Raw genomic sequence first — 13,658 nt, forward strand, 5'->3', positions numbered from 1 at the left:
CGGTGCGCGTGCCGGCATCGATGCGCGGATCGAAGGCGTAGATCGAACCCTTGAAGCGGCGATCGCTGCCGACGATCGCGAAGCTGATCGCACTGCCCACCTTGACCCGGCCGGCGTACTTCTCCGGCACCGAGAAATTGACCTTCAGGCGATCGATCTGCTGCAGGGTCGCGACCCGCGTGGTGGCGCTGACATAGCTGCCTTCGCTGACATAGCGCAGGCCGACCACGCCATCGAACGGCGCGCGCACTTCGGTCTTTTCGATCTGGGCATCGATGATCGAGATCTGATCGATGCGCGCCGACACCTCGTACTTCGCGGTGTCGTAGTCGGACGCGGTGACGATGCCTTCCTTGACCAGCTGGCCGACCCGCTGCTCGCGCAGCACCGCCAGTTCCAGGTTGTGCTTGGCCAGCTCGCGCTGGGCACGCAGATCGGAATCGTTGAGCTTGACCAGCAGTTCACCGCGGCTGACCTTGGAACCTTCGCGGAAGCGGATCGCGGCGATCTTGCCAGTGATCTCGGCTTGCAGCTCGACCCCTTCATCGGCCAGCAGCGAGCCGGTGGCGCTGAGGGTTTCGGTGAACGGTTCCGGCTTGATCAGCAGGGTGCTGACTTTCTGCGGCGCACGGCCGCCCTCGCCCTTGGCCTTGCCTTCACCCTTGGCCTTGCCCTCGCCGTTCTTCTTGGCGTCTGCGCCGGCGGCGACTTCCGCCGGCTTCTTCGCGCCGTGCAGCAGCGGCAGCCAGCGCGGCGCGGTCAGGCCGGCGACGGTGGCGATCACCAGCGTGCCGATGACCAGCTTGAATGGGGTTTTCACGATATGCGCTCCCAGATCAGGATCTGCGAGGTTTCACGGCCTGCCTCGCCGCGCGGCGGTGTGGTCAGCGACAAGCGACCGGCGGCATCGAAACCGTAGTAGCGCTTGGCGCGCTGGCCGATGCTGTTGGGCAGAAGATTGCCGTCCTGCACGTGCACCACGCAGCCTTCGGCCGGCAGCAGTTCCCAGGTGCCGAAGTAGGAGCTGTAACCGTCGACGACGCCTTTCAGTTCCGCCTCGCTGGCCTTGTTCATCATTCCGGAGGCCAGCACGGGACGGCCGAGTTTCATGATCTGCACCGATAGTCTTCCGTTGGCGCCATAGATCAGCTGCCCGGTCGACGGGCCGCGTGCCGATGGCTTGATGTTGCCGGCCGCATCGCGCTCGTCGATGCGCACCAGCGTCCAGGTGCCGATGAAGCGGCTGGCCAACGAAGAGGCCAGCGGCGGCACCGTCGGCGGTGGCCGACGGTAGTGCGTGGCCTGCTCGTAGGCGTAGGCGTAGTTGATGATCTTGGCTTCGTCCCAGGCGCGGCCGAGGATCTGTAGACCCACTGGCAAGCCTTCGCCGAGATAGCCGCTGGGCACCGACAGCGCCGGCCACTGCAGCGCGCTGCCGACGAAGGTCAGGCTGCTGCCGAGTGCGGTCGGGCCGGCATTCGGCGCCGGCTTCGGTTCGTCGATCAGCTGCGTGTTGCGATCGCCATTGATCGCCGGCAGCTGCGCCCAGGTCGGGAACACCAGGGCATCGACTTTCGCGGCGTTCATCGCCTTGGTGAACCCGTCGCGATAGCCCTGCTCGCCCTTCGCGCCTTCGATCGTGTCGGCATCTTCGGCGACCGGTTTCGCGGCAGCCGCGACTTCCATGCCGACCTGATGCAGCGGATGCACGAGCTTGGAATCGGCGATCTGCTGCATCGACGGATACGGCACGCCCGGATGCTTGGAAATCCAGTAGCTGAGATCGGCCTTGAACTGCGCCGGCGTCTGCGACGGCCGCGGAATCGTGTCCAGCTCGGGCACGGTCAGCGGATCGATGATGGTCGCGCCAGCCGCTTTCAGCTCGGCGATGGTCTGCTCGAAATGGGCGATGACGCGTGGGTCGGCGAGCTTGGCGTTGAACACCTGGCGCAGCACGCCGAGGCGCACGCCTTTCAGCGCATCGGGCTTCAGCAGTGCCGCATAGCTCGGCGGGATATGGCCCTTGCTGCGCGCGGTTGCGGCGTCGGCCGGATCGGCTCCGGCGATGACATCGAGCAGGATCGCCATGTCGGCCACCGAGCGCGCCATCGGCCCGGCGGTGTCGCGAATGCTGTCCAGCGGCACGACGCCGGTGCGCGAGACCAGACCCACGGTCGGCCGCAATCCGGCCAGCGCGTTATGGGCCGCCGGCATGCGCACGCTGCCGCCGGTATCGGTGCCGATGCCGACCACGCCGAAGCTCGCAGCGATGCTGGCGCCAGTGCCGCCGGAGGAGCCACCGGTGGCGAACGCGGTGTTGTAGGGATTGCGAGCGAAGCCCGAGAGCACCGAGTTGATGTTGTCGCCGCCACCGCGCGCGAACTCGGACAACGAAGCCTTGCCGATGATGATCGCGCCGGCCGCGCGCAGCTTCGCCACCATCGGTGCATCCGTCGGCGGCAGGTAATGCTTCCAGCCCTGAAAGCCGGAGGTCATCGGCAGGCCGGCAACGTCGATATTGTCCTTGACCACCACCGGCACGCCGTGCAGCGCGCCGAGCGGGCCACCGGCTTTCAGCCTGGCATCGAGCGCCGCCGCTTCCGCCAAGGCGTTCGGATTGAGATTGATGAAGCTGTTGAGCAGCGGGCCCTGCTTGTCGTAAGCGGCGATGCGATCCAGCGAGGCCTGGACGACTTCAACCGCCGTCGCGCTGCCGGCCTTGTACGCAGCCTGCAGGCTGGCGATCGAGATTTCCTCGACCGGGAAGCTTGCCGCAGCGCTGCCAGCGGTCTGCGCGCTCGCCGAGCCGGCCGCGAGGCTCAGCATCACGGCACTCAGGCGAAGCCGCATCAACTGACCACTCCACATGCTGCTGCACTCCTGTCGGGATCGAAGCGGCCGGGCCTTACGAATACGGGCACCGGCCGTGACACGCTGGGTGGTCAAGGGCCGCACTCAGATCGGGGGCTTCTTCCAGCCGCCGGACTTGCTTTCCAGAAAGCTGGCGACCGCCAGGCAGATGTCCTCGCGCCAGGGCGCGGCGACGATCTGGATGCCGATCGGCAGCTTGCCGTCCGCCGAGGTGCCGCAGCGGACCACGACCACCGGCCAGCCGGTCGAATTGAACGCGCCGGTGTAGCTCCAGGTGTAGGCGTTCGGACGCGCCGCCGAAGCCGGGCGATCGATCACTTCGGCGGCCTTGCCGGCCACCGGGCAAAGCAGCACGTCGTACTTCTGGATCCAGCCGAGCATCCGCGATTTGGCGTCGTCGGCCGCATCCCAGGCCGCGACGGTGTCGGCGGTCGAGATCGGCACCAGGGTCTTCATCCGCTCGGTGACCGACGGCGAAAAGTTCTGCGTGCCCCACTTCGCGGCCATGCGCTTGTAGAACGCCCAGCCATCGGCATTGGTCAGCTTGGTGCGGGCGTCGTAGAGGTCCTGCAGGATCGCTTTCGGCAGATCCTCGGTAACGCTGCTGGCAATGCCTTCCATCCACTTCGCGGCCTGGATCACGGTGTTCTTGACGTCGTCATCGGTCTCGCTGACGCCGTTGCTGGCGAAGAACGCGACCTTGAGCTTCTTCAGGTTGACCGCGGCTGGATCAGCCCAGGGCACCGGGGCGCAGGAAGCATCGCGGTAATCCGGGCCGGAGATGATCGGCGTGATCAGGCTGAGGTCTTCGACTCGCCGCGTCATCGGCCCCAGCTGCTGCCAGAGATCGAACAGACCGCCGTAATCGACGATGTGGCCGGTGCGCGGCACGCGGATCGAAGTCGGCTTGATGCCGGCGATGCCGTTGTTGTGCGCCGGGCCGCGAATCGAACCGCCCCAGTCGGAGCCGATGTCGAAAGCCGCACCACCAGCCGCGACGATGGCGCCGGCACCGCCGGACGAGCCGGAGGTGGAGCGGGTCAGGTCATAGGGGTTGTGCGAAGAGCCATAGAGCAGGTTCGACGCGGCATTGATGCCGGCCAGACCGCCGAGTGTGAACTCCGGCGTGTTGGTCTTGCCGAGCAGAATCGCCCCGGCCTTGCGGACGCGAGCGACGACGGTGGCGTCCTGCTTGGGCATGTACTGCTGACGGCCATAGGTGGCACCCGTGGTGATCACGCCTTCGGTATCGAGCGAATCTTTGATCGTCATCGGCACGCCGTGCAGCGGGCCCATCCAGTCGCCGCGCGCACCGGCCTTGTCGGCAGCCGCCGCTTCCTTGCGAGCGCGGGCGTAGCTGTTCATCACAACCGCGTTCAGCTCGTCGTTCACCGACAACTGGCGCGCGATATAAGCCTCGACCGCTTCGCTGGCCGACACCTTGCCGGCGCGGATCAGGCCGGCGAGCTTGGTCGCCGACATGTAGATCAATTCGTTGCTGGTGTCGGTCGATACGGCTTGCACAATCACCGGTGCGGCGACAACCGGCGCCACTGCAGCCGCGCGAACCACGGCCAGCAGATCGCGGCGGCTGAATTGACGGGTCGTCGGTTGATCGGCATCAGCCGGCGCGGCGAGCATTTCTGAAACCTGCTTCGGCATGTTCATGATCGGGCGTTCTCAGGGTTCAGATGGGGGGCAGCTGCCAGCCGCCGGTCTGCTTCTCGACATGCGCCATCGCTGCCAGCACGACGTCATCGCGCCAGGGCTGGCCGACGATCTGGATGCCGAGCGGCATACCCGGTTCGTCCTTGGAGGTACCGGCGCGAACCACACCAGCCGGCCAGCCGTTGGTGTTGTACTGGCTGGTGTAGCCACCGCCGGCCGCAGCCGGTGAATTCGGCGGCCGGGTGAATTCGGCGGGAATCTTCTGCGGCGCGGTATTGGCGGCCGGGCAGATGATCAGGTCATAGCCTTCGACCCAGGCCAGCTGCTCGCTCTTGATCGCATCCATCTCTTCGAGCAGACGGGTGAAATCGGCACTCGGCACTTCTTCACCATCGAGCCGCAAACCCGGCGAAGCCTGGGTGGTGCCGTGCTTCTTGAGCAGCGCGCGGATGTGGGCGCGGTCATCGGCGTTTTCGTACTTCTGCCGGATCTCCCAGAGCTGGCGCATCTTCGGCGGCTGGTCCTGCTTCACCGTGCAGCCCAGCGCCGTGAAATAGGCGACGCACTGCTTGACCAGCGCCTGCGTTTCCGAAGACGCATCGATGGTGCCGTTGCTGGTGTACCAGGCGACGCGCAGCGATTTCAGATTGACCTTGGCCGGATCGCCGATCGGCACCGGCGCCATCGTCGCATCGGAGAAATCCGGACCGTTGAGCAGGCTCATCAGCAGGCTCAGATCTTCGACCCGGCGCGCCAGCGGGCCGGTCTCCTGGAAGAAGTCGTAAGCACCGCCGTAGCCGACGATGTGGCCGGTGCGCGGCACGCGGCCGAGGGTCGGCTTGATGCCGGCAATGCCGTTGACGAAGGCCGGGCCGCGGATCGAACCGCCGTAGTCGGAGCCGATGTCGAAATAGGCACCACCCGCCGCGACAATGGCACCGGCGCCACCGGACGAGCCGGACGGCGTGTAGGCCACGTTGTAGGGGTTGAAGGTCTGGCCGTGGATCAGGTTGTAGGTGCCACGGGCACCGCCGCCGAGCGTGAACTCCGGTGTGTTGGTCTTGCCGAGCAGGATGCCGCCAGCGGCGCGGACCCGGGCAACGACGGTCGCATCCTTGCCCGGCACGAAGTCCTTGCGGCCCAGGGTGCCGCCGGTGGAAACGACACCGGCGGTATCGAAGGAATCCTTGATCGTGAACGGCACGCCGTGCAGCGGGCCCAGCGACTTGCCGCTGGCCAGCATCGCATCGGCCGCCGCCGCTTCCGCCAGCGCGCGTTCGCGGCAGGTGGCAACCACGGCGTTGAGCTTGGGATTCACCGCATCGATGCGCGCATAACAGGCCTTGACCACGTCCACCGAAGTGACCTGCTTGGAAGCGATCATCGCCGCGATCTCGGTGACCGATTTCGAGGTCAGCGCGTCGCCAGCGGCAGCCTGCACGCTGCGCATCGGCGCGAAGGCCAGTGCCGCACCGGTCGCCGCGGTGCCGGCGAGGAAACGCCGGCGACTCAGGCCCAGGTTTTCAAGTTGATCGTGATCGGTAGCGGGCGGTAGCTGCGGCAATCCCATGGAAATGCTCGTTCGTTGGCGTACAGGGCCGCGCGGCGCGCGGAGTCTGTTCATGGAACGGATCGCAGGGGCATCACCCTACCTTTGGCGTTGCGGGCTGACCCTGAGTGTTCTTGAGTCGAACGGACAGAAGATCCCGTCATTCCCGCGCAGGCGGGAATCCAGTTGCGATGCGGTGTGCTACGGCCAGAACTGGATGCCCGCCTGCGCGGGCATGACGAGTGTTTTCAGGGGCTCGAACTACTGGCGACCGCTAAATCGGCGGCTGCTTCCAACCCCCGCTCTGCGCCTCGACGAACGAGGCCACCGCCAGGCAGATGTCCTCGCGCCAGGGTGCGCAGACGATCTGCACACCGATCGGCAGCTTGCCGTCCGCCGAACTGCCGGCACGGACCACGACCACCGGCCAGCCGGTGGAATTGAACACGCCGGTGTACGGCCAGCCGCCGCCAGCACCAGCGCCGCCACCCATGGCACCGCCGGGCACGTCGATCGGCTGCGCCGGCTTGCCGGAAACCGGGCAGACGAACACGTCGTAGTTCTTCATCCAGGCCAGCAGGCGCGACTTGCACTCGTCCTGCTGTTCCCAGGCTTCGACCATCTCCGCGGTGCTCAACACCTTCGGATCAACCAGCTGGGCCTTGCGCTGCGGCGAGATGTTTTCGGTGTGCCACTTCTCGGCCAGGCGCTTGTAATAGGCATAGCCATCACCGCTGGACAGCTTGCTGCGCGCGGCAGACAAGGTTTTCAACACGTCGGTGGGTGCGGCTTCGGTCACTGAGGTCGTTGCGCCCGATAGCCAGGCGGCTACCTGACGCACGACCTTCTTCGTGTCCTCATCCGTTGCACCCTGCCCTGTTGCTCCGTTGTCGACGCAGAACGCCACCTTCAACTTCTTGATATCCACCGTTGCCGGATCGACCCAGGGCACTGGCGCGCAGGAGGCGTCATGGAAATCCGGGCCGGAGATGATCGGCGTGATCAGCGTCAGGTCTTCGACACGACGGGTCATCGGCCCCAGCTGTTGCCAGAGGTCGAAGATGCCGCCGTAGTCGACGATGTGGCCGGTGCGCGGCACCCGCACCGACGTCGGCTTGATGCCGGCGATGCCGTTGTTGTGGGCCGGGCCGCGGATCGAGCCGCCCCAGTCGGAGCCGATGTCGAAAGCCGCGCCGCCCGCCGCGACGATGGCACCGGCGCCACCGGACGAACCGGCCGTGCTGCGCGTCAGGTCATAAGGGTTGTGCGAGGAGCCGTACAGCAGGTTCGATGCGGCGCTGATGCCGCCGAGCCCGCCCAGGGTGAACTCCGGCGTGTTGGTCTTGCCGAGCAGGATCGCACCGGCCTTGCGAACTCGGGCGACGACGGTCGCATCCTTCTTCGGCACGAACTGCTGGCGGCCGTAGGTGGCGCCGGTGGTGATCACGCCTTCGGTATCGAGCGAATCCTTGATGGTCATCGGCACACCATGCAGCGGGCCCATCCAGTTGCCGCGCGCAGCAGCCTTGTCCGCCGCCTTCGCTTCGGCACGGGCCCGCGCGTAGCTGTTCATCACCACCGCGTTGAGCATGTCGTTGACGCTCAGCTGGCGGGCGATGTACGCCTCCACCGCTTCGCTGGCCGACACCTTGCCGGCGCGGATCAGGCCGGCGAGCTTGGTCGCCGACATGTAGATCAGTTCGTTGCTGATATCGGTCGACGCCGCGATCGCGCGCGGTGCGGCTACCGATGCGACCGTGGCCGAAGCCGCCGCGACGGCGCGAGCCAGCCCGAGGAATTCGCGGCGGCTGCGTGGCTCCGGGAAACTTTCATGAGCAACGGGGTGATGGGCAACGGCAGGCACAGCGGTTTCAGGCTTGGACATGGCAGGCTCGTCGTGATTCGGGAAGGAGGTTCGCGGGGCGTTCACAGCGGCGGCGAAATCCAGCCGCCGGTCTGCGCTTCGATATGGGCCATTGCCGCCAGCACCACGTCATCGCGCCAGGGCTGCGCCACCACGTGGATGCCCAGCGGCAGACCTTTGGATTCTTTCGACGTGCCCACTCGCACCACGCCGGCGGGCCAGCCGGTGGTGTTGTATTCGCTGGTCATGCCGCCGTAGCCAGCGCCCCATTCCGGCGACTTCAGGAATTCGGTGGGCACCTTCTGCACCGCACGCCAGGTGACCGGGCAGAGGATCAGGTCGTACTGCTCGAACCAGGCCAGCTGCTCGCTCTTGATCTCGTCCATCTTTTCGCAGAGGCGCGTGAACTCGGCGCTGGCCACGGCATCGCCGCTGATGTTCAAACCGGGCGAGGCCTGCGTGGTGCCGTGCTTCTTCAGCAGGCGGCGCATGAACGCGCGGCCATCGGCGCCGGAGAACGCGCTGCGGGTGTCGGCCAGTTCCTTGAAGCGCGGCGGTCGGTCTTCCTTCACCTTGCAACCCAGCGCGCGGAAGTAGCCGACGCACTGCTTGATGATCGCCTGCACTTCGCCGCTGACCTTGACGCTGCCGTTGTCGTCGTACCAGGCGACGCGCAGCTTGCTCAGATCGACGTCCTTCGAGGCACCCAGCGGCACCGGTGCCATCGCGGCGTCGGACGAATCCTGGCCCATCATGATCGGCAGCAGCAGTTCGATGTCGGCCACGCGGCGCGTCAGCGGGCCGATCTCCTGGAAGTTATCGAACGGCCCGCCGTAACCGACGATGTGGCCGGTGCGCGGCACCCGGCCATAGGTCGGCTTGAGACCGGCGATGCCGTTGGCGAACGCAGGCCCGCGAATGCTGCCGCCGTAGTCGGAGCCGATGTCGAAGTACGAGCCCGCCGCCGCGACGATGGCACCGGCGCCGCCGGACGAGCCGGAGCACAGATAGCCTTCGCCGTACGGGTTGTAGGTCTGCCCGTGCAGGAGATTGAAGGTTTCGCGGGCACCGCCGCCAAGCGTGAACTCCGGCGTGTTGGTCTTGCCGAGCAGGATGGCGCCGGCCTCGCGTACGCGGGCGACCACGGTGGCGTCCTTGCCCGGCACGAAGTCCTTGCGGCCCAGCGTGCCGCCGGTGCTGACCACGCCGGCGGTATCGAAGGAATCTTTCACCGTGAACGGCACGCCGTGCAGCGGGCCCTTGATCTGGCCTCTGGCGAGTAGCGCATCGGCTTCCGCAGCTTCGGCCAAGGCGCGTTCGCGACACTGCGCCACCACCGCATTGATGCGCGGGTTCACCAGGTCGATACGCGTGTAGCAAGCCTTCACCACGTCGACGGCGCTGACCTGCTTGCTGCGGATCATCGCCGCGATTTCGACCACGGAGCGCTGCACCAGCCGCTCCGGCGTTTCAGCAGCGGCGAAGGCTTGGCCAAAGCGACCGAGCGATGCGGCGGCGGTCGCGGCCGCAGTGGTGCCGAGCAACTTGCGGCGTGACAGGCTGTAGTTCATGTGTGTGGCTTTCCAGATACACGGCCACGGCTATGCAGATTGAGGGCGTTAGAAAGAGCCGTACTGATTCAGACGCGGGGCGGGATCGCTCCCCTACCTGAGCTGAACGTAGGGTCCGTGCCGACGCAGGCCGTCCTCTTCAGAAGACCGCCCACGGCTAATCTGGAGAACCTTCGATGCGTCACCGCCGCCTGTCCCTGCTCGCCGTACTCGCCGCCGCGCTGATCGTCAGCGCACCCGCCCATGCGCTGCAGATCGAGGAAGCCAGCATTGCCGACATCCAGGCCGCTTATCGCTCGGGCGAGCTGAGCACGCGCCAGGTGGTGGAGATGTATCTGGCCCGCATCGAGGCCTACGACAAGCAAGGCCCGTATCTGAACTCGATCATCAACCTCAATCCGAAAGCCTTGGAGGAAGCCGATCGCATCGACGCCGCGTTCAAGGCCAGCGGCAAGCTCAAGGGGGCGCTGCACGGCATCCCGGTGCTGGTGAAGGACGTGATCGATGCCGACGACATGCCGAACACTTCCGGCTTCCAGGGCTGGAAGAACTGGATGCCGAAGCGCGACGCGACCCTGGTCGCGAAGATCAAGGCCGCGGGCGGCATCATCCTCGGCAAAGCCTCCACGTCGGAATTCACCAACGGCGGCGGCGACAACATCAACTCGGTACTGCCCGGCTTCGCCCGCAATCCGTACAACACCGCGTTCGCCACCGGCGGCTCGTCCGGCGGCACCGGCGCTTCGATTGCGGCGAGCTTCGCGACCGTGGGCATCGGCACCGATACCGGCGGCAGCGTGCGCATGCCCGCCGCCCATAACGCGCTGGCTGGCATGCGGCCAACCGTTGGCCTGGTGTCCCGCGACGGCATCCAGCCGAACAACAGCGTCCGCGACACCGCTGGGCCGATGGCGCGCAACGTCACCGACATGGCCCTGCTGCTCGACGCCATCGCCGGCATCGATCCCACCGACGCCGCGACCTTGCGCGCCAAGGGCCACATCGCCAAGACCTACACCGCCGTGCTGAAGAAAGATGCATTGAAGGGCGCACGCCTTGGCGTGCTGCGGCAGATCTTCACCGCCAAGAACACCGATCCGCGCATCCTTGCGAACTTCGAGAAGACGCTCGCCGAACTGAAGGCCGCGGGTGCCGTGATCGTCGATCCGTTCGCCGTCCCAGAAATCGAAACCCTGCCCCGCGCGCCGCAGACCTCGGCGCGCCGCAAGGACGACATGAATCGCTACCTCGCCGCGCATCCGGGCATCCCGTATCCGTCGATGGAAGCGATCGCCGCCTCCAAGCTCGCTCATCCACTGCACCAGGTGCGACTGGAAGCCGATGCCGCCGCCGGCCCGGTCGCCACCGATCAGGAAACCATCAAGGGCCTGGAGGTCGAAGAGGCCTACCGAGTCGCGTTCACCAAGGCGATGAACGCCAACAAGATCGACGCCGTGGTCTTCCCGACCTGGGCGCAGCTGCCGGTGGTCAACGGCGATCGCAACACCCAGCTGATGACCGAAGAAGCCAACCCCAAAGGCGGCGTCACCGGCCTCGGCAGCAGCCTCACCTTCGTCGGCAGCACCCTGCAATGGCCGGCGCTGTCAGTGCCGAGTGGCTACCTCGGCCACGGCCTGCCCGTCGGCCTGCAGATTCTTGGCCGCGCCTGGGATGACGCGAAGATCGTTGGCTATGCCTACGCCTACGAACAGGCCACGCGCTATCGCCGACCCCCAGCCAGCGTGCCGGCTTTGGGGCCGGTGGTGGCGAAGGGCGGTTGAACAAAAAAGCCCGGCCAACAGGGCCGGGCTTTTCATGACAACTTGTTCAAGGTGCTGCTGAGCTTTGCACGCTCAGCCACCTCGCTTCACTGCCAGCGCCTTTACTTGTCCTTCGGCTTCGGCAGAACCTTCTTCGGCGCCGGAGCCGGCGGCTTCTCGCTGACTGGCGGCACCGTGACCGTGGGTGCAACCGTCGTCGTCGGCGCCGCGTTGGGTGCCGCATTGACGGTTGGTGCCGTGTTCGGAGCAACCGGCGTCGCCGGTGCCACTGAAGTCGCAGGCGCCACCGGTGCATCCACCTGCGCATTGGCAACGCCGGCCACCAGCGCGCCACTGATCGCGAGCGCAATGGCGGATGAGAGTGTCAGGTCACGTGTTGGCTTGTTCATGTCTTTCTCCATTCAACAAATTGATTTGTTGTCAGGGACGGTCGATGACCGTTCCAGGAGCGCTCAGTCGCTGCGTGATGGCCTGCCTCCAGTCGTGGAGGACAGCGAAGGCTGGAGGGCTTGGGTTTGCCTGGCAGCTTCTGAACGCTTTCTTGCCACCGTAAACGGCGGTCAAGACGTATCGCTTTGAGACACTACTCTGCGGGAGATTCAACGCGGCGTCTGTGCGGGACCGTGCTTAGCCTTGGCAGCGCATGAAAGCGCTAGCGTTCTAGCCGCGCATCCCGCCGCGTGTCGCGGTCGGCATGTTGCAGAAGGCGGGATGCGCCTGCAGCTTTCCCACCCTACCCGAGTTACGCCGGCCCAATAAACTCTAATCAGGAGTTAGAGTTTATTCCCTGCCGAACCATCAAAATAAAAATAATAAGGATCGATCCAAACAAAGTGACTGCCCCGACAAGCATCCTCCTGATCATCCCGGCGCGACTCACGACAATCGAATCTGCACTCGACAGGTATTCTTGCTTGAGCAGATACCTCATAAGTCGCCAGAAAGTTTTCGGAGTATTGTTAAAAAATAAATGAGGACTCCCGAGATCTGCATAGACACCGGGATGTGTTTTTTTGAGGAAAGATAGAAATTTTCCAACCGATACAAGATAGAAGACAGCCAATATTGCATACGCGATGAAAAGAACAAAAATAATAATGGGCAGAAGATCAATCATTTAATTTTCACTTATTCCGAATGGAACAACCCGAGTAGGGCGGGAAAGCGGCTAGCTTCTTGGCCGCGCATCCCGCCATGTGTGTCGGTCGGCACGTCACGGAAGGCGGGATGCGCCTGCGGCTTTCAAGCCCTACGCAAGCTGGGTGATCACAGCGTGCGAACGAACCACGCCACCGTGACATCCTGCGCACGCTGAGCGAGTGGAGCACCGGGATCGAAGACGCGGAAGATGTGATCGGCGCCGCCGATCAGCACAGCTTCGGCGGGCTGGCCGGGGGCGATGCGCAGGAACTCGGCATCGTGCTGCGGCAGGTGATCCTGCGAGCCGCGCACGGTGAGGAAGGCGCCGGGGTATTTCGCCAGAGAGCGGTCGATATCGAAGCCGCGGAAGCTTTCGTAGAACGCGCGCTTGGTGGTGATCTTCTTCCAGCCCGGCACGTCCTCGGTGGCCTCGCCGTCGCGCAGCGCTTTCTCGACAACCTCCGGCGCGCTCTGTTGCCACATCGCGAACTGGTCGCCAGCTGGGCTGGACCAGATCGCCATCGCGCGGAACCACGTCGGCTTGCTGCCGCCGGTCTCGATCGCGGTGCTGGCGCCGAGGCTGAAGCCCCAGACGCCGATGTGCTTGGCGTCGACACCCTTCTGCTTCAGCAGGAAGGCGTAGGCCGACGCGGTATCGGCCAACCGCGTCGGGAAGGTGGATTCGATGTGGGTGCGCAGGCGATCGCCCTCGCCGCGAAAGTTGATCCGCAAGCTTGCGATGCCTTTCGCAGCCATCGCCTGGGCGAGGTGCTTGCCGAGGTCGCCGACGCCATCCATGTCATCGGCGAAACCATGCAGCATGAGCACGGTACGGCCGTCCCAGCCGCTGTCGGGTGTCAGCCAGGCGCCGCCGACATCGGGCGCAACTTTGACCATCTGCTCGCCGGCCTGTGCATTGTCTAAGAAGCCGGCAAGGAAGCAGAAGATGATGGGGATCAGGGTGCGTGCTTTCATGGGCTGGTGCCTATGCTGTTCGAGGTTGGGTTCGATATAGCAAGAAGCGTAGCTTGGAGACAATGAGCTGCTTGGGGTGGGCGATGTCTGCGTAATCAAGTTCGATGGCAGTTTTGTTCGTTGTCGGCTTGATCAGCCCTTGTTGTTGTTTGCTGGCTTCGGTGCACTATTCCGCGCTTTCGCGCGGGTAACTTTTCCTTGAACGCCCAAGGAAAAGTCACCAAAAGGAAGGGCGCCCC

At 65.2% G+C, this 13,658-nt stretch carries 10 protein-coding genes; 1 reads left to right on the plus strand and 9 read right to left on the minus strand.

Translation table 11 applies throughout. The features are described 5' to 3' along the window. The 6 genes from QZY06_RS16170 to QZY06_RS16195 form a co-directional block, all read right to left on the minus strand. On the minus strand, window positions 1-820 hold an 820-nt coding region (locus QZY06_RS16170), incomplete at its 3' end, for an efflux RND transporter periplasmic adaptor subunit (protein WP_295686095.1). Continuing rightward, the gene (locus QZY06_RS16175) at window positions 817-2,850 is read right to left on the minus strand and encodes an amidase family protein (RefSeq protein WP_295686096.1); all 2,034 of its coding nucleotides are present in this window, start codon (window positions 2,848-2,850) and stop codon (window positions 817-819) included. The genes QZY06_RS16170 and QZY06_RS16175, both read right to left, overlap by 4 nt. 105 nt (window positions 2,851-2,955) lie before the next feature. Then, window positions 2,956-4,539 carry an amidase gene (locus tag QZY06_RS16180; protein WP_295686097.1) on the minus strand — a complete coding sequence of 528 codons (1,584 nt, stop codon included), beginning with the start codon at window positions 4,537-4,539 and terminating at the stop codon, window positions 2,956-2,958. Between the two features lie 19 nt (window positions 4,540-4,558). Next, complete coding sequence (locus tag QZY06_RS16185) at window positions 4,559-6,109, minus strand: amidase (RefSeq protein ID WP_295686098.1); 1,551 nt, start codon at window positions 6,107-6,109, stop codon at window positions 4,559-4,561. Between the two features lie 253 nt (window positions 6,110-6,362). Beyond that, window positions 6,363-7,973 (minus strand): amidase, encoded by a 1,611-nt coding sequence (locus QZY06_RS16190; RefSeq protein ID WP_295686099.1) that lies wholly within the window; start codon window positions 7,971-7,973, stop codon window positions 6,363-6,365. Between the two features lie 41 nt (window positions 7,974-8,014). Then, window positions 8,015-9,523: an amidase gene (locus tag QZY06_RS16195; RefSeq protein ID WP_295686100.1), complete on the minus strand. Its 1,509-nt coding sequence runs from the start codon at window positions 9,521-9,523 to the stop codon at window positions 8,015-8,017. A gap of 176 nt (window positions 9,524-9,699) precedes the next feature. Between QZY06_RS16195 and QZY06_RS16200 the strand changes: the two genes are divergently transcribed. Then, window positions 9,700-11,304, plus strand: coding sequence for an amidase family protein (locus tag QZY06_RS16200; RefSeq protein ID WP_295686101.1), 1,605 nt, complete (start codon window positions 9,700-9,702; stop codon window positions 11,302-11,304). A 101-nt stretch (window positions 11,305-11,405) separates the two neighbouring features. Here QZY06_RS16200 and QZY06_RS16205 read toward each other — a convergent pair whose 3' ends face one another. The 3 genes from QZY06_RS16205 to QZY06_RS16215 form a co-directional block, all read right to left on the minus strand. Beyond that, window positions 11,406-11,693 (minus strand): hypothetical protein, encoded by a 288-nt coding sequence (locus QZY06_RS16205; RefSeq protein WP_295686102.1) that lies wholly within the window; start codon window positions 11,691-11,693, stop codon window positions 11,406-11,408. A 377-nt stretch (window positions 11,694-12,070) separates the two neighbouring features. Further along, window positions 12,071-12,421, minus strand: a complete 351-nt coding sequence (locus QZY06_RS16210; RefSeq protein WP_295686103.1) for a hypothetical protein — start codon at window positions 12,419-12,421, stop codon at window positions 12,071-12,073. A 149-nt stretch (window positions 12,422-12,570) separates the two neighbouring features. Beyond that, window positions 12,571-13,419 carry a S9 family peptidase gene (locus QZY06_RS16215; RefSeq protein WP_295686104.1) on the minus strand — a complete coding sequence of 283 codons (849 nt, stop codon included), beginning with the start codon at window positions 13,417-13,419 and terminating at the stop codon, window positions 12,571-12,573. Window positions 13,420-13,658: the final 239 nt, after the last annotated feature.

It is taken from the genome of uncultured Nevskia sp., assembly GCF_903885465.1.
Classification (GTDB): Bacteria; Pseudomonadota; Gammaproteobacteria; order Nevskiales; family Nevskiaceae; genus Nevskia.

Excerpts from the sequence above, each read along its gene's own strand:
- QZY06_RS16205 (WP_295686102.1), bottom strand. The coding sequence starts at position 11,693 with ATGAACAAGCCAACACGTGACCTGACACTCTCATCCGCCATTGCGCTC.
- QZY06_RS16195 (WP_295686100.1), bottom strand. The coding sequence starts at position 9,523 with ATGAACTACAGCCTGTCACGCCGCAAGTTGCTCGGCACCACTGCGGCC.
- QZY06_RS16200 (WP_295686101.1), top strand. The coding sequence starts at position 9,700 with ATGCGTCACCGCCGCCTGTCCCTGCTCGCCGTACTCGCCGCCGCGCTG.
- QZY06_RS16210 (WP_295686103.1), bottom strand. The coding sequence starts at position 12,421 with ATGATTGATCTTCTGCCCATTATTATTTTTGTTCTTTTCATCGCGTAT.
- QZY06_RS16215 (WP_295686104.1), bottom strand. The coding sequence starts at position 13,419 with ATGAAAGCACGCACCCTGATCCCCATCATCTTCTGCTTCCTTGCCGGC.
- QZY06_RS16190 (WP_295686099.1), bottom strand. The coding sequence starts at position 7,973 with ATGTCCAAGCCTGAAACCGCTGTGCCTGCCGTTGCCCATCACCCCGTT.
- QZY06_RS16185 (WP_295686098.1), bottom strand. The coding sequence starts at position 6,109 with ATGGGATTGCCGCAGCTACCGCCCGCTACCGATCACGATCAACTTGAA.
- QZY06_RS16175 (WP_295686096.1), bottom strand. The coding sequence starts at position 2,850 with ATGCGGCTTCGCCTGAGTGCCGTGATGCTGAGCCTCGCGGCCGGCTCG.
- QZY06_RS16180 (WP_295686097.1), bottom strand. The coding sequence starts at position 4,539 with ATGAACATGCCGAAGCAGGTTTCAGAAATGCTCGCCGCGCCGGCTGAT.